Below are 15,779 nucleotides of genomic sequence, written 5' to 3'. Positions count from 1 at the left end.
CATGAAACCCGTCCTTTTCACCCTTGTCTCGCTTGCCCTCGCGGCAGGAAGTGCGGCGGCCGATCCGCTCGACGTATTCGGCACGTTCGCCACCGAGGAAGAGAACTCGCATGTTGAGATTGCCGATTGCGGTGACGGCAGCCCGTGCGGCACGATTGTCTGGATCGATCCGGCAAGTGTCTCGGAAGGCAAGACGCCCGAGACCGCGACAGATGCCGACGGCAAGAAGATTCTCGGCCTCACCATGCTGCAGGGCTTCGAGAAAAAGGCCAAGGGCTGGGCCGATGGCACGATCTACAATCCGAAGGAAGGCAAGACCTATGGGTCGCGCATCAAGCGGCTGGACGATGGCGTGCTGGAAGTGAAGGGCTGTATCGGCCCGCTCTGCAAGACGCAGCTGTGGAAGCCGGTCAGCTGAGCGGCGTTACTTCCTGAACGGCAGGCTGACCAGCCGCCAGAGAACCCAGACGGGCAGAACGATCGTGGCGCCCGCCAGTGCGGGTTTCCAGAAATTGCGGATGGCCCATCCGGCCGCCGCCAGAGTCTGGCGCGCAATCGATGCGATGGCTTCGGGTATGTCCACATCCGGTGAGGCCGGATTGAAATTGGATGCCAGCACGACAAAACCGACAAGGATGCACAGTCCGAGCAGCTTGGCGACGCCCCATGGGCCGATGCCGAACAGGCGGATGAGGGCAGGGCGTGACGGGGGCTTTTCGACCGTAGCCTTCGGGGCCGGCTGAGGCGGGGGCGGCGGTGGAAGCGGTTCTACGACGGGCGGTTCGCTGTCACTCATGGTCCGCCTTGTTCACCGCCGTGTTGCCCTTGTAGTCAACATTGACCTGGTGGGGGTAGGGGATCGTGATGCCTTCGCGGTCGAAGGCTTCCTTGACCGCCTTTGTCAGGTCAGCGCGGACCTGCAGGAATTCCGGCGTTGCGATCCAGGCGCGCAGGCGGATCTTCACGCTCCAGTCGGCAAGGGCATGGATGCCGACCCAGGTTTCCGACTTGGACAAAATGCGCGAATGAGCGTTGGCGGTATCCTGAACAACCTGCAGCGCGTGGTCCATGTTGTCGTCGTAGGAGATGTCGAAATAGAGGTCGAACCGGCGGCGCGTCTGGTGGGTGTGGTTGATCAAGGGCTCGGCCCAGATCATGTTATTGGTGACAATCACGACCTTGTTGTCGATCTGTTTCAGCGAAGTGGTGAAGGGCGAAATGTCGGTGACCTCGCCTTCGAGGCCGGCGAGGCTGACATAATCGCCGATGCGGAACGGGCGCAGGATGGCGAGCATGACGCCGGCGGCGACAGACTTCATCGTGTCCTGCAGGCCAAGGCCGATGGCGAGGCCGAGGGCGCCAAGCACGGCGGCGAGCGAGGTTGTCGGGAAGCCGAGCTGGGTGAGCGCCGTGACAATGGCGACCGCGAAGATGAGGTATTTGACGAGGGATCCGGCGAACGCAAACAGCGTGTCGTCTGCCCCCGTGCGGCGATGGGCCTTGCCGCCGAAATTGCGCATCGACCGGGCGACCCAGTTGGCAAACATGATGGCGACGATGAGGATGGCAACAGCCGCCACGGCGCCGGGTCCCCGGCTTTCGACCAGGGCCCGCCAGTCATAGCCGGCAAGGCCCAGGGGCAGGGGTGACATCAGGATGAGCGCGAACAGGCGTGCGATCGAGGCGCCAAGGTCCCAGCTGGAGCCTTCGAAATCCTGGTCCTTTGGGGTGACCATTTTCCCGACGAGGATGATCAGCCGCTTGACCGCGATGGCGGCAATCCAGATCAGGATGGTCGCGCCCAGCACCAGCGACCATTTCAGGACCTGGGGCTCTGCGATTTGTGCCCAGGCGGGCCAGCCAGTCATGTCGATTTCCGGTATCATGAGGCTGTTCATGTCACGGGCCGCGCGAGGCTTCAACCAGCCTTTCACGCATTGGTGACTGGAAGAAGGGCCCGGAACAAGGCAAGCCGTACGGTTGATGATTGGGAGTGAGCGCATGAACAAGCAGGTCGTCCAGGAATATTACGGTGACATTCTCCAAACCTCCTCGGACCTGCGCACCGATGCGTGCACAACGGACGCCGCACCGCCGCAGCATGTGCGCGAGGCGCTGGCGCGCGTGCACGATGCCGTCGCGGAGCGCTATTACGGATGCGGGCTGGCGATTCCGGCCGAACTGGATGGGCTGCGCGTGCTTGATCTCGGCTGCGGCGCCGGACGCGATGTGTATGCGCTGGCAAGCCTTGTCGGCCCCGGGGGCCATGTCACGGGCGTTGACATGACAGCAGAACAGCTGGCCGTGGCGCGGGCGCATGAGGCGTGGCATGCCGAGGCGTTCGGCTATGCAAACCCGAATACGCGCTTTGTGGAAGGCGAACTGGAAAAGCTCGACGCGCTGGACCTCGAGCCAGCCAGTTTCGACCTGATCATTTCAAACTGCGTGATCAATCTGTGCACCGACAAGCCGGCCGTGTTCCGCGCGGCGCACCGGCTGCTGAAGCCGGGCGGCGAGCTTTACTTCTCCGACGTGTACGCCGACCGCAGGATTCCGGCATCGCTGGTGGCAGATCCGGTCCTTTACGGTGAGTGCCTGTCGGGTGCGCTCTATTGGGGCGACTATCAGGCTGTGGCCATGGCAGCGGGATTTGGCGATCCGCGCGTGGTGGATCATCGCCCGCTGGCGATCGTGGACCCTGTACTGAAGGCCAGGGTCGGGCCGATCCGGTTCGCTTCGGTGACGGCGCGCCTGTTCAAGCTGGACGGGCTGGAGCCGGCCTGCGAGGATTATGGTCAGGCGGTGATCTATCGCGGCGGCGTGGAAGGCATGGAGGAGGTTTTCGTCCTCGATGGTGAACACCATATCGAACAGGGCCGCGTGTTCCCTGTCTGCGGCAACACGCTGGCCATGCTGACGGGCACGCGGTTTGCGCCCTATTTCGACGTGCTGGGCACGGGCGACCGGCACTATGGCCTGTTCCCGGGCTGCGCGGCGCCGGAGGTGTTCGCCGCGGCTGGCCTGCCGCGACCTGCGCCGGTTGGCGGCTGCTGCTGAACGCTAGTCCCGGTTCACATTGACCTGGTGGGGATACGGGATGGAGATGCCAGCTGCGTCGAGGGCCGCCTTGACGTTCTGGGTGAGCGCCCAGCGCGTTTCCCAATAATCGGGCGTATTGACCCACGGACGGGCAATGATGTCGACCGAGCTGGAGCCGAGATTGTCGACGCGGACAACGGGCTGCGGATCGGCGAGGACGCGTTTGTCAGCCTTGATGACGCCTTCGATCACGCCGATCGCGTGTTCCATGCCGTCGCCGTAATCGATACCGAAGACGAGATCGATGCGGCGCGTCGGATAGCCTGCATAATTCTTGATGACGCCGTCGATGGCCTGGCTGTTGGGCACGATCACCTGCACATTGTCGGGCGTGGCCAGGATGGTTTGGAAGAGGTTGATGTCCTTGACCGTGCCGCCGACGCCCGCGACCTCGATGAACTGTCCGACGCCATAGGGGCGGAACAGCATGATCATGATGCCGGAGGCAATGTTGCCGAGCGCGCCCTGCAGGGACAGGCCGATGGCGAGGGTCATGGCACCAAGGATGGCGACGAAGCTTGTCGCTTCGACCCCGAACAGCTGCAGCGCGGCAATGATTGTCGCGGCGGTCAGGAACCAGCGGACGAGCGAGGCAAAGAAGCTGCCGAGGGTTTCGTCGATGTTCGGGCGCTTGATCGCCTGCCTTCGCACCATGCTGGCCATGGCGCCGGAAATGCGCAGGCCGACGATCAGCACGATGAATGCGCCAAGCGCCTTCAGGCCATAAGCGGCCAGGACAGGCCAATGCTCGGTGAACTGGGCTTGCCAGTCGATATTGTTCAGAAATTCCATGAATTACTCCCGAGGGTCAGGCGGCAGTGACAGCGCCATGCGCGCCGCGTGTCATCCGCAGGTAAAGGACGAGGACGGCCACCACGCCGGTCATGATGGCGAGCCAGTTCATGCCTGTGACGGTCCAGTTGTTGAGAAGAATGCCGAGAAGGCCCCAGACGAGCGCCACGAAGAACCACGGGCTGCGGCTGATGAAGCGCGTGAAGGCCCAGGCGGCAATGGCGGCGGGAACGAGTGTCGCCCACAGCATGAGCCAGGGGTAGTCGGTTGCACCGAGGGTCGTGAAATGACGGATGGTGATGGGAACCGAAATCGCTGCCGCGACCGTGATCCAGCCTGATAGCAGGCCGGTGACGGCATCCGCTGTCAGTTTCGCTGCGCTGCCGCCCATGCCGCGCATCTGGTCGAAACACCAGGCGGAATACCATACGGCTGCGCCGATCGGGAACAGGAGCGCAAAATCAAGCGGCGGCGAGACGATGAGCTGCGCGCTCAACATCCAGATCACATTCAGCATGCCGGCAATGACGAGCGTCAGGGCGATTCGTTCCATCCAGCGCTCGCGGCGAAAGATGGCGAAGAGCGCAAAGGCCAGATAGGCGAGAAAAATCAGGCTCCAGATCGAGAAAAACACCGGCAGCGGCTGTTCCGGCGCGCCAAGATCGCGTGTCGCGCTTCCGATTGGCGTGCCGATGCCCAGCAATGGCGCGAGTGCGCCGGACAGCGGCTGGAGGATGGCAAGCAGGAGCAGAATCAGTCGCGGTTGCATTTGCATACGTGACATATGACGCCGAACGCGCGCAGGGCAAATCACCCGTACTGAAAAAAGTGTGATGGCACGGGGCGGATTTGCGTTATAGGCCGTCGCCTCTGCGGAGATTTAACAAAGGATTTTGCTCATGGCAAAGACACCTGTGGCCAAGAAGGCCCCTGCGAAACCTGCGGCTAAAAAAGCTGCTGCAAAACCGGCAGCCGCTCGCGCTGCTGCAAAACCTGCTGCCACCAAGGCAGTTGCGGCGAAGAAACCCGCTGCAAAGCCAGCGCCCAAGGCAGCACCTGCTGCTGCCAAGCCGGCAACGAAAACGGCGACGACTGTCACCCTGCGTCAGATGTCGGTTGAAATGGCTGAGGCTCACGGCCTCACCAAGAAGCAATCGCAAGAACTGTTTGACGACATGGCAGTGCGGATCACGAAACGCCTGAAGAAGGGCGAGCGTATCCGCATGAACGGCCTCGGAACGCTGGAAGTGCGCAAGCGCCCGGCCCGCATGGGCCGTAACCCTGCAACCGGCGAAGCGATCAAGATCAAGGCTTCCAAGAAAGTTGCCTTCCGGGTCGCCAAGGAACTCAAGGAAACCGTTTGATAACGGACGTTTTCTGACATTCCGGAAAGGGTCGGGCTTGCAGAGAGCCCGGCCCTTTTTTGTGCGCCTAGTCTGGCAGCAGGGCTTCGAGCGTTTCAATCCGGTCGGCTTCGGCCGTTGGCTTGTCCCAGCGGATGCGGTTGATGCGGGGGAAACGCATGGCGAGGCCGGACTTGTGCCGGGGCGAACGTTGCAGGCCCTCGAAGGCCACTTCCAGAACAATGCCGGTTTGCTTGTTGGCGGTCACGGACCGTACCGGACCGAACCGGTCGATCGTATGGGCGCGCACGAAGGCATCCAGCTGTTTCAGCTCGTCATCTGTAAAGCCGAAATAAGCCTTGCCGACCGGGGCGAGCCTGTCTTCGCCGTCCTCATCGCGCCAGACACCGAACGTGAAATCGGAATAGAAGCTGGACCGCTTACCGTGGCCGCGCTGGGCATACATCAGTACGGCGTCGATGAGGAACGGATCGCGCTTCCACTTGTACCAGAAGCCCTTCGGCCGCCCGGCCAGGTAGGGGCTGTCCCAGCGCTTCAGCATCACGCCCTCGATTTCCGGCGCAGGCGGATCAAGCCGGGCATCATCCAGTGCGGCGAGCGTGGTGATGGGGACGAGCGGGGAGAGATCGAACCGGTCGGACCCTATGTCGGCAATGAAACGCTCAAGCAGGATGCGCCGGTCGCGGAAGGCCTGTCCACGCAGGTCGCAGGCCCCGTCCTGCAGTACGTCGTAGGCGCGGATGAAGGCCGGATGGGTCTCTCTCTGGCGCTTCGAGACGGTCTTGCGATTCAGTCGCTGCTGCAGGGCGTTGAACGGGGCGACGCCGCCGCCCGGATTGCGCACCAGCAGCTCACCGTCAAGCGTGCCTTCAAACGCCATGGCCGCGACGATATCCGGGAAGGCGTGGGAAATGTCGTCGCCGGTGCGGGTGTAGATGCGCCGCGCGCCGCGCTCGGCGGAGGCCTGGACCCGGATGCCGTCATATTTCCATTCGGCGGCAAAGGTCTCTGCTGTGATCAGCGTCGGGTTCACGGCGTCCGGGCTGTCGCGGTCGGCCTTTGGCACGAGGGGGTGGGCGAGCATGACCGGGCGGAACCGAGCGGCCATATCGGGCGCGGGTCTTTCGGCGCGGTCTTCGAGCCAGGCGAACAGCGATTCATAAGGCGGTGCGAGGCCGTGCCAGATTTCCTCGATCCCGGTGACGGGCTTGCCGCCGAATTGGGCAAGCGCGAGCTTGGCAAGGCGCGCCGAGACGCCGATGCGCAAGCCCCCGGTCAGCAATTTGAGGAAGGCCCATCGCCCGGTCGCATCGAGGCTGTCGAGCCAGCCGGCGACAAGTTTCATCGCTTCGGCGCGCGTCGCCTCGTTCAGCGTTTCAACGATCTCCGACAAGGGCGGCGTGCGATTGGCCCCGCGCGATTCCGGCCAGACAAGGCTGACCGTTTCGGCAAGGTCGCCGACATAGTCATAGGACAGGGCAAAGAGTTCCGGGTCCATGCGGCCATCCATGAGCGCGCGGATCATGGCGGGCTTGACGGCCGGAATGTCCAGATCGCCCGTCATGGCGGCAAGGGCGTAGCCCCGGTCCGGATCCGGGGCCGTCCTGAAATAGTCGGCCATCAGGCGCAGCTTGCCGTTACGCGAAGGCGTGAACACAAGTCTGTCAAGCAGGTCGGCAAAGGCTTGCATGCGACCATACATAGGGCCAAACACGTCGCATGACAGCGTCGGAGCAGGGCGGTGTGACGAATTAGGCAGACTCAATCACAAGGGACATACTTACATGACGCTCAAGCTCCACCACCTCAACGCCTCACGCTCGCAGCGCATCGTCTGGCTGCTCGCTGAACTCGGTGTGCCCCACGAGATCGTCCACTACAAGCGCAACGAGGTGACAAACCTCGCGCCGCCGGAATTGCTGAAGATCCACCCGATGGGCAAGTCGCCGCTGCTGGAAGACGGCGATGTCGTCATCGCCGAGACGGGTGCCATCGCAGAATACCTGATGGGCAAATACGATACCGCCTTCCAGCTGCATCCGCGACCCGGCTCGCCGGATTTCCCACGTTACCTGGAATGGATTCATGCAGCCGAAGGCGCCGTGTTCCTGCCGGGCCTGCTGCAGGTCTATTTCAGCCGCGTCGACATGACCGGCAATCCGGTGCAGGCCATGATGGCGGCTGAGCGCGAAAAGGCCGCAGCCACGATCGAGGCGCATCTTTCCAAGTATCCGTATTTCGCCGGCGAACACTTCACGGCGGCCGATTGCCTGATGGGCTTCCAGATCCTGATGGCCAGCGCGCAGGGCGGACTGGACAACCGGCCCGCGACCAAGGCCTGGCTTGAAAAGATGCAGGCCCGTCCCGCCTGGCAGAAGATGATGGAAGTGGGGATTTAAGGTTCGAGTCGCCGCCACTGCGAAGGCAGGTGCGGCGGCATCGCGGAGCGCTCAGGATGAGCCCCTTTGGATATCCCTACCGGCACGCGTCCGGGCTGGCGTCGCAGAGGGCCATGACGGAATCCATCCAGCCCATGTAGCCCTGCAGGTTGGTAAAGCGGCCATTATATTCGCCGGCGCAGAATTCGCCGGTGGCGCGGTTCTGCTCGACCACGGACAGGACGCCGACGACGGTCCGGCTGCCGTCAGCCTCGGTGACATAAAGCGGGCCGCCGCTATCACCGACGCAGGGGCCGGCGCCGCCGGCACTGGCGACGTTGATCAGCGACGGGCCATCAGCCGTGATCTGCAGCCGTGTCGCCAGCAGGTCATTCGACAGCTGGCCGCCAAGATGAGTCAGGCCCCAGCCAGCCATGTCGGCCGTGGGATAATTGGCGGGCGCGAGGGGCTTTTCAGTCGCGCCATAGCGGGCGACCGGCACATCGGCGAGGGGCGCAATCTGGTCCTCGTCAAGGCGGATCAGGGCGAGGTCATTGGCATAGCCATTGATCGTTCCGAGATAGCCGCCATGACAGACGGCCAGCGTGGCGCGTGTGACCTTGGAAAGCGGGCTGCGCAGATTGGCGGCGTCGCCGATGAGGCGGAGTTCCTCGTAATCATCATCAACGCAATGGGCCGCCGTGACGAACCAGTTGCGGGCGATACGCGTGGCGCCGCAATGGCCGCTGGCGACCCTGCCGTCGGCCTGCGCGCTGCGCGGTTCCAGCTTCACGATGCCGGGAAAGCTGGCAAGGCTGGCGGCCAGGCCGTTGACCGCCTCCGTACCGGCCGGGACCTGAACCTGTGACGTGGCACCTGAAACCGATGCGACCGTGGGTGTGGGCGGGCTGCCGGAGGGGCGGACGCAGGTGGAGGCGTTTAGCGCGGCCAGTGTGGGAAGGGAGGCTTGCGGGTTGAGGGCGAGACCGCCCGCAGATTCAGGTTGCAGAAGAGCCTCGTCCGGCGTGTCTGTGGCGGCGCCGTCTGAGGGCACGGCTTCGGCTGGCGCTGTATCATCGGTTGCGGGCGGTGTTTCGGCCGGCGCGGTTTCGGGCAGTTCGGATGCCGGGATGACCGCGGGCGTTTCCGGCACGACCTCGACGGAGCTGGCGCTGTCCTCGTCGAATGCGTCGGCAGGCAGCTGGTCGATGATTGCGGAGGCTTCCTCATCGGCCTGCGTCTGCGTCTCGGCGTCGGATGGATTGACGCCCGGCACGCGGATGGCGTCGCAGGCAGAAAGCACGAGCAGCGCGGCGCTGGCCGCCAGAAGGGCTTTGCGTTTCATGTCGTCCCCTTTGAATACACCTGTAGGCTCACTAAAGAACCCAAGCCGGGGCCGGGTCAACCAGCCTCGTCAGCATAGGCGACCATGCGCAGGGGCCGCGCGCGGCGTCCTTCGAGTTCTGCCCAGCGCACGAGGGCGTCCTCGCGGCCATAAGTCACCCAGAGATCCTGCGGGTTCACTTCGCGCACAGTCTCGGTCAGCTCATCCCAGTCGGCATGGTCGGAAATGACCAATGGCAGCTCCACACCGCGCTGTTTGGCGCGCTGCTTGATGCTCATCCAGCCGGACGCGAAACTGATGACCGGATCGGGGAAGTTCTGGGCCCATTTGCCGTCGAAACTGCCGGGTGGCGCAATGATGACCTGGCCGCGAAAGGTTTCGCGCCGGGCCTTCGGCAGGTCGCCGGAGGGCACCGTGACCAGTGTGCCGAGGTCGATCCCGACGGATTGATAATGGGCGCAGATCTTTTCGAGGCTGGAATGGATGAAGATCGGGGCGTCATGGCCAGCCAAGCGCAGGTGGCGGATGACGCGCTGGGCCTTGCCGAGCGAATAGGCGCCGATGCAGTGGCTGCGCTCCGGGAATTGTTGCAGGCTCTGCAGGAGGCGGCCGATTTCGTGGCCTGTGTCGGGGTGACGGAAAACGGGGAGGGCGAAAGTGGCCTCGGAGATGAAGACGTGCGTGCCTTCGACAGGCTCGAAACCGGCGCAGGTCGGGTCGAAACAGCGCTTGTAGTCGCCTGAGAAGGTCATGCGCAGGCCCTTGTGCTCGACCACGATCTGGGCCGAGCCGAGGATGTGACCGGCCGGGGCGAGCCAGACGGTGACGCCATTGATATTGACCACCTCGCCATATTCCAGCGCCTGTGTGGATTTCGCGAAACCGGCGCCATAGCGGCAGGCCATGATGGCGAGCGTGTCCGGGTGGGCGAGCACTTTGCCGTGTCCGCCGCGCGCATGGTCTGAATGGCCATGGCTGATCACCGCGCGGTCGACGGCGCCGCGCACCGGATCGAGATAGAAATCGCCCGGCGGGCAATAGAGGCCCTTGGGCGTGGGTTGCAGCAGGAGGTCCGGGCGGAGCATGGGAGGAGTGTAGGGGTTTGCGAGGTGTGGGGAAGGGGCTGGCTGCGGCGGCTTCCGCTTTGGGGCCAAGTGGGGTAGGCGACTGGGCCGCATTCTCCGCATAAGGGCCTTCCCCATGCAAGTTGGCATCGATTTCGGCACATCGAACACGTCCATCGCGTTTCGCGGCGCTGACGGAACACGCCTGATCGCGCTGGAGCCGGACGCGACATCGATCCCCACGGCGGTCTTCTATGGCTCGACATCCGGTGAATATGCCATCGGTGCCGAGGCGGTGAATGCCTACGAGTCCGGCGAAGAGGGACGCCTGATGCGGTCGATCAAGTCGGTGCTCGGCTCGTCGCTGATTGACGAGACGACCGAGGTGGGCCGCCGGCGGCTGCCGTTCCGCGATGTAATCGCACATTTCCTGACACGGGTGATTGCACGCGCTGAAGCGGAAACGGGCGAGCGTGTCGACTCGGTGATCCAGGGGCGGCCGGTCTCGTTCAACGACCGGCACCCGGAACTCGACAAGCGGGCCCAGACGATCCTCGAAGCGTGCCTGCATACGGCCGGCGTGACGCAGGTCGAGTTTCTTGACGAGCCCGTTGCGGCGGCGCGATCTGTCGCCTTTCCGAGCGGGCGGGAAAAGCGGGTCTTCGTGGTCGATATCGGGGGCGGTACGTCGGATTTCTCAGTCGTGCGCATATCGCCGGACAATGCCGGTTTCGATGTGCTCGGCAGCGCCGGGCTCTATCTCGGGGGCAATGATTTCGACCATATGCTGAGCTTCTTCGAACTGTCGAAACTGTTCGGCCATATGGAGACGCTGGAGCTGAATGGCCTGCCGGTGCCGTCATCGCCCTATTCGACCCTGTCGGACTGGAAAAGTCTCAACAGGCTCTACACACGCGACACGGCGAAACAGATCACCTGGATGCTGATGAACAGCCCGAACAGCGTTGGCATCCGCGCCTTCGACCACCTGGTGCGCAACCATGAGGCCCACGCCTATGCCAAGCGCACGGAGCAGATCAAGATCGGCCTCAGCGGCGCGGACACGCAGACCTTCACCTATGACACGCCGGACGCGCATCTTGAGAAGGTCGTCATGCGGGGCGCCTTTGAGGGCCTGATCAATGACGCGATCTCGCGCATGGACGCCGTGGCCGCCGAATGCCTCGCGCGGGCGGGCGTCGCGCCGGACCAGATTACCGATATCGTCATGGTGGGCGGCTCCACCTTCATCCCGCTGGTGCAGGAAAGGCTGGCCGGGCGCTTCGGCAATGCCGTGATGTCAGCCAATGACCGCTTCGGCGCCGTGGCCAAGGGCCTCGCCGTGCACGGGGCGGCGATGGTGACGGGGTAGGGGCTGCGCTCCCTGTGCGAGACTGCTAACCAAACCCTAACTGCCGCGCCATACTTGCGACATGAAGCCATGTGCATAGACTTGCACCGGTAACAGGAGAGTTTTGCCCATGCGTCCCGTCAGAGCCGTGATCGTATCCCTTGCTGCACTTGCAGTGTCCGCCCTACCTGCCATGGCCCAGGAAGGTGGCAATACAGACGCGATGGATGACGCGCTCGCCGCAGGCTGGAAAGCCGCCTTTACATGCTCGGGCCTGTTCAATGCCCGCCAGACGCTTGCCGAGATCGACCAGAATGACCTGAGCGGCATCTATCCCGATTACCAGCGTTCATTCGACAGGCTGGCGCCAGCGGACGTGAATACAGCCTTAAAGACCGTATCGGTCAGCTATTCGGCGACCATGCCGCCCCGCATCGCGGCCTGGCGGCCCGGCTTTGGCTGTACGCAGCTGCCGATCGGTGCCGATGCGAGCCAGATTTCCTTCCTGCCGCATTTTGGCAGCTGGCCGGTAGCTGCCGATCAGGACCGGGGCAGCGCCATCGGCTCGAACGTGAAGATCCAGTTGCGCACGGAAGAGGCCGAGCGGCTTGAAGCGCCGGTCTCGTTTGCTTTTGACGAACGCACCTATGGCAATGGCACGCGCACCAGCGCCGTGCTGGTCGTGCGTGACGGACAGGTCGTGGCCGAACGCTATGCCCGCGGCGTGGACCATGAGACGCCGCAACGGACATGGTCTGTCGGCAAGTCGATTGCCGCGACCATCCTGGGCGCCGCGCGCCGCAATGGGCTGATCGATATCGATTATCCGGCCGTGATTGCCGACTGGAACAATGGCGCCGATCCGCGCCGGACGATCACAATCCGCAACCTGTTGCAAATGGCGAGCGGCCTCGACAGTGGCGAGAGCGGTTCGCGCACAGACCGGATCTATTTCGGCGGCGGGCGTGTGGTGGACCAGGCTGGCAGCAAGGTGCTGGAGGCGGCGCCCGGCACACGTTTCAAGTATTCCAACAATGATACGCTGATCGCGATGCGCAGCCTGCGCGAAGCCATGAATGACGACAATGCGTTCCATCGCTTCCCCTATGAAAAGCTGCTGCACAGGATTGGCGCGACGCATACGACGATGGAAATTGACTGGAACGGCGATTTTATCGCATCGAGCCAGGTCTGGGCGACGGCGCGTGACCTTGCCCGTGTGGGCCAGCTTTACCTGCAGGACGGCATGTGGGGCAACGAGCGCCTGCTGCCGGAGGGCTGGGCGGAATTCGTGCGCACGCCCGCCCCGGCGCAACCCTCAGAAGGTCCTGGCTATGGCGCCCAATTCTGGCTGATGACCGATGCGGCAGGTGTTCCGGCAGGCACGTACTACATGGCGGGCAATCGCGGCCAGTATGTCGTGATCGTGCCGAGCATGAATGCCGTGATCGTCCGGCGCGGCTATGATGTGAATGGCGGTGCACGGTTCGAGATCAACGATTTCACCCGCGATGTGCTGCTGGCGCTGCAGGCGGCGGACGATGAGCGCGCCGCCCAGCGCACCGCCGCCGAGCTTGAGGCGCAGATGGAGAACATGTCGCCCAGGGAACGCGCGAAGTTCCTTGCCGACCAGCAAGCCGTCCAGCCATAGGACCGCGATGAAAAGGGAAGGCAGCGCGCCTTCCTTGCGCTAGGCTGGGGCCGAGATGCCTGACAGCGCCGCCCTGACATTTACCCTGCCTGAGCCCTTTGCGGGCTGGTTCGCTGCGCGTGGCTGGCAGGCGAGGCCGCATCAGCTGGCGCTGGCAGAGGCCTCGCTGGCAGGCGAGAGCGCCCTGCTGATCGCGCCCACGGGCGGGGGCAAGACACTGGCGGGTTTTCTGGGGAGCTTGATTGAAATATCGGAGCCTTTTCCTCCCCCGCCTGCGGGGGAGGTGGACGCGCAGCGGACGGAGGGGGAAAGGGCGCAACTTCTGACAGCCCCCTCAGCCCCTTCGGGGCATCTCCCGCGCAGGCGGGGGAGGATAGGGTCGCGCCGACCCGCCCTGCACACACTGTATATTTCGCCGCTGAAGGCGCTGGCGGTGGATGTGCAGAGGAACCTGATGGCGCCGGTTAGCGACATGGACCTGCCCATCCGCATCGAGGCGCGCACGGGCGATACGCCGGCCCATGTGCGCCAGCGCCAGAGGCGCAACCCGCCCGACATATTGCTGACGACGCCGGAGCAGCTGGCCCTCTTCATTGCGTCGGATCACGCAAGGGAATTCTTCGCTGACCTCAAATGCGTGATCGTTGATGAAGTGCACGCAATGGCGGCGTCCAAGCGTGGCGACCTGCTGTCGCTTGGGCTTTCAACGCTGGCCGGCTGGGCACCGGAATGCCGGTTCATTGGCCTGTCGGCGACGGTCAAAGAGCCGGAGGAACTGGCGCGGTGGCTGATGCCGGATGCGCGCATCATCCGGGCCGAGGGGGGTGTGTCGGCCGAGGTGGATATCCTTGTCTCGCGTGAGCGGATTCCCTGGTCTGGCCATTCGGGCCGGTTTGCCGTGCCGGAAGTGTATGAGGCCATCAAGGGCGCGAACATGGCGCTGGTCTTCGTGAATACGCGGGCCCAGGCCGAAGTGATGTTCCAGGAGCTGTGGCGGGCCAACGAGGACAACCTGCCGATCGCGCTGCACCATGGCTCACTGGCGCGGGACCAGCGCGTGCGGGTGGAGGCGGCGATGGCGGCGGGGCAGTTGAAGGCGGTTGTCTGCACCTCGACGCTCGATCTCGGCATTGACTGGGGCGAGGTGGACCTTGTGATCCAGATGGGCGCGCCGAAGGGGGCCGCGCGGCTGATCCAGCGCATCGGCCGGGCGAACCACCGCATGGACGAGGCGAGCCGGGCGGTGCTGGTGCCGACCAACCGGTTCGAGGTGCTCGAATGCCGCGCGGCGGAAGCGGCGGTCGAGGCGGGGGAGATCGACGGTGAGGGGCTGCGGCAGGGGTCCCTGGATGTGCTGGCGCAATACGTGATGGGCCGGGCCTGCGGAGACGGGTTCGAACTTGCGTCTCTGTACGACGACATCGTGCGGGCCGCGCCGTATGCGGAGATTGACTGGGAGACGTTCGAGCGGATTGTCGATTTTGTCGCGAGCGGCGGCTATGCGCTGAAGACCTATGACCGGTTCCACCGGATCGTGCGGCGGCCGGACGGGCGCTGGGTGGCGCGCACGGCGCAGGACGCCCAGCAGCACCGGATGAATGTCGGCGCGATTGTCGAGGCGGTGCAATTATCGGTGCGGCTGGCGAATTTCGTGGGGAAGGTGGCTGGCGCGCCCGGCGAGAAGCGCGCCGTGCGGGCGGGACGCAAGCTGGGCGAGATCGAGGAGTATTTCATTTCCACGCTGGTGCCGGGTGACACATTCCTGTTCGCGGGCGAAGTGTTGCGGCTGATCGGTGTCGAGGGGCTGGACGTTCTGGCCGTCCGGGCGGTAGGCGAGAAGCCGGCCATACCGAGTTACAATGGCGGCAAGTTTCCGCTGACCACGTTCCTTGCCGAGCGGGTGCGCCAGATGATCCATGACCCCGCGCAATGGGCGGGCCTGCCGGCGCAGGTGCGCGAATGGTTCGAGGTGCAGGTGCGCCGGTCGAGCATTCCGCCGCCGGATCACCTTCTGGTGGAGACATTCCCGCGCGGCGAGCGGCATTACATGGTTTGTTATCCGTTCGAGGGGCGCCTCGCCCACCAGACCTTGGGCATGCTGCTGACGCGGCGGCTGGAGCGGATGGGGGCCAGGCCGCTCGGCTTCGTGGCGAGCGAATATGCGATGTCCGTCTGGGCGATGGAGGACATGAGCGAGCTGGACATGGGCGGCCTGTTCCATCCGGACATGATGGGCGACGACCTGGAAGCCTGGCTGGACGAAAGCGCGCTGATGAAGCGGACCTTTGCGCATTGCGCCCAGATCTCCGGCCTTATCGCGCGCAACCTTCCGGGCAAGGAGAAGAATTCACGGCAGGTGAGCTTTTCCAGCGACCTGATCTATGACGTGCTGCGCAGTCATGAGCCGGATCATATATTGCTGCAGGCGGCGCGGCAGGACGCGGCGACGGGCCTGCTCGACGTGCGGCGCCTGTCTGACATGCTGGTGCGAATCAGGGGTCGGATCGACCATAATGTGCTGGACCATATCAGCCCGTTTGCCGTGCCGGTGATGCTGGAAATGGGGCGCGAGCCGGTGTTCGGCGCGTCAGTTCAGGATGCGGTACTGGGCGAAGCCGAGGCGGACCTGGTGCGCGACGCGATGCGGGACTAGGGGCCAAAGGGCCCTCACCTCCCACGCCCTGCGGGCGCGGTAGGTCAGGGTTTTGTGCGCTTGGGACCGGAAGCCTGCGCCC

14 protein-coding genes are annotated in these 15,779 nt (G+C 64.1%); 7 read left to right on the top strand and 7 right to left on the bottom strand.

The annotated features are described in order from the left end of the window. Position 1: 1 nt before the first annotated feature. On the top strand, positions 2-418 hold the full coding sequence (locus tag VR74_RS16250) for a DUF2147 domain-containing protein (RefSeq protein WP_045698512.1): 417 nt from the start codon (positions 2-4) through the stop codon (positions 416-418). 6 nt (positions 419-424) lie between these two features. Here VR74_RS16250 and VR74_RS16245 read toward each other — a convergent pair whose 3' ends face one another. Both VR74_RS16245 and VR74_RS16240 read right to left on the bottom strand, forming a co-directional pair. Beyond that, a complete protein-coding gene (locus VR74_RS16245; RefSeq protein WP_299950880.1) occupies positions 425-796 on the bottom strand; it encodes a hypothetical protein in 372 nt (123 codons plus the stop codon). Next, positions 789-1,898, bottom strand: a complete 1,110-nt coding sequence (locus VR74_RS16240) for a mechanosensitive ion channel family protein (protein ID WP_299950877.1) — start codon at positions 1,896-1,898, stop codon at positions 789-791. The genes VR74_RS16245 and VR74_RS16240 overlap by 8 nt, the downstream gene beginning before the upstream one ends. Positions 1,899-2,001: 103 nt before the next feature. Here VR74_RS16240 and VR74_RS16235 point away from each other — a divergent pair, with 103 nt between their 5' ends. Continuing rightward, positions 2,002-3,057 carry a methyltransferase domain-containing protein gene (locus tag VR74_RS16235; RefSeq protein WP_045698587.1) on the top strand — a complete coding sequence of 352 codons (1,056 nt, stop codon included), beginning with the start codon at positions 2,002-2,004 and terminating at the stop codon, positions 3,055-3,057. A 3-nt stretch (positions 3,058-3,060) separates the two neighbouring features. Here VR74_RS16235 and VR74_RS16230 read toward each other — a convergent pair whose 3' ends face one another. Together VR74_RS16230 and VR74_RS16225 are read right to left on the bottom strand one after the other, a co-directional pair. Then, positions 3,061-3,891: a mechanosensitive ion channel domain-containing protein gene (locus VR74_RS16230; RefSeq protein WP_299950874.1), complete on the bottom strand. Its 831-nt coding sequence runs from the start codon at positions 3,889-3,891 to the stop codon at positions 3,061-3,063. 16 nt (positions 3,892-3,907) lie between these two features. Further along, entirely contained in the window at positions 3,908-4,660 is a 753-nt protein-coding gene (locus tag VR74_RS16225; RefSeq protein ID WP_299950871.1) for a hypothetical protein, read from the bottom strand. A gap of 340 nt (positions 4,661-5,000) precedes the next feature. On the opposite strand from VR74_RS16225, the gene VR74_RS21600 reads away from it, so the two are divergent. Then, entirely contained in the window at positions 5,001-5,255 is a 255-nt protein-coding gene (locus tag VR74_RS21600; protein WP_045698583.1) for an HU family DNA-binding protein, read from the top strand. 67 nt (positions 5,256-5,322) lie between these two features. On the opposite strand, the gene VR74_RS16215 is transcribed toward VR74_RS21600, so the two are convergent. Beyond that, positions 5,323-6,945, bottom strand: coding sequence for a cisplatin damage response ATP-dependent DNA ligase (locus VR74_RS16215; RefSeq protein WP_045698581.1), 1,623 nt, complete (start codon positions 6,943-6,945; stop codon positions 5,323-5,325). A gap of 94 nt (positions 6,946-7,039) precedes the next feature. Between VR74_RS16215 and VR74_RS16210 the strand changes: the two genes are divergently transcribed. After that, on the top strand, positions 7,040-7,654 hold the full coding sequence (locus VR74_RS16210) for a glutathione S-transferase family protein (RefSeq protein WP_045698508.1): 615 nt from the start codon (positions 7,040-7,042) through the stop codon (positions 7,652-7,654). 76 nt (positions 7,655-7,730) lie between these two features. On the opposite strand, the gene VR74_RS16205 is transcribed toward VR74_RS16210, so the two are convergent. Together VR74_RS16205 and VR74_RS16200 are read right to left on the bottom strand one after the other, a co-directional pair. Then, on the bottom strand, positions 7,731-8,978 hold the full coding sequence (locus VR74_RS16205) for a trypsin-like serine protease (protein ID WP_299950864.1): 1,248 nt from the start codon (positions 8,976-8,978) through the stop codon (positions 7,731-7,733). A gap of 56 nt (positions 8,979-9,034) precedes the next feature. Continuing rightward, positions 9,035-10,063: a ligase-associated DNA damage response exonuclease gene (locus VR74_RS16200; protein ID WP_045698506.1), complete on the bottom strand. Its 1,029-nt coding sequence runs from the start codon at positions 10,061-10,063 to the stop codon at positions 9,035-9,037. A gap of 115 nt (positions 10,064-10,178) precedes the next feature. On the opposite strand from VR74_RS16200, the gene VR74_RS16195 reads away from it, so the two are divergent. The 3 genes from VR74_RS16195 (at position 10,179) to VR74_RS16185 (ending at position 15,697) form a co-directional block, all read left to right on the top strand. Continuing rightward, positions 10,179-11,414 (top strand): Hsp70 family protein, encoded by a 1,236-nt coding sequence (locus VR74_RS16195; RefSeq protein WP_045698504.1) that lies wholly within the window; start codon positions 10,179-10,181, stop codon positions 11,412-11,414. 109 nt (positions 11,415-11,523) lie between these two features. Next, the gene (locus VR74_RS16190; RefSeq protein ID WP_299950862.1) at positions 11,524-13,044 is read left to right on the top strand and encodes a serine hydrolase; all 1,521 of its coding nucleotides are present in this window, start codon (positions 11,524-11,526) and stop codon (positions 13,042-13,044) included. 55 nt (positions 13,045-13,099) lie between these two features. Then, positions 13,100-15,697 carry a ligase-associated DNA damage response DEXH box helicase gene (locus tag VR74_RS16185; RefSeq protein ID WP_045698500.1) on the top strand — a complete coding sequence of 866 codons (2,598 nt, stop codon included), beginning with the start codon at positions 13,100-13,102 and terminating at the stop codon, positions 15,695-15,697. Positions 15,698-15,779 lie beyond the last annotated feature (82 nt).

It is taken from the genome of Hyphomonas sp. BRH_c22 (assembly GCF_000961795.1).
Classification (GTDB): Bacteria; Pseudomonadota; Alphaproteobacteria; order Caulobacterales; family Hyphomonadaceae; genus Hyphomonas.
The sequence above is the reverse complement of the archived record's forward strand: the minus strand, read 5'-3'. Positions and strand labels throughout refer to the sequence as shown.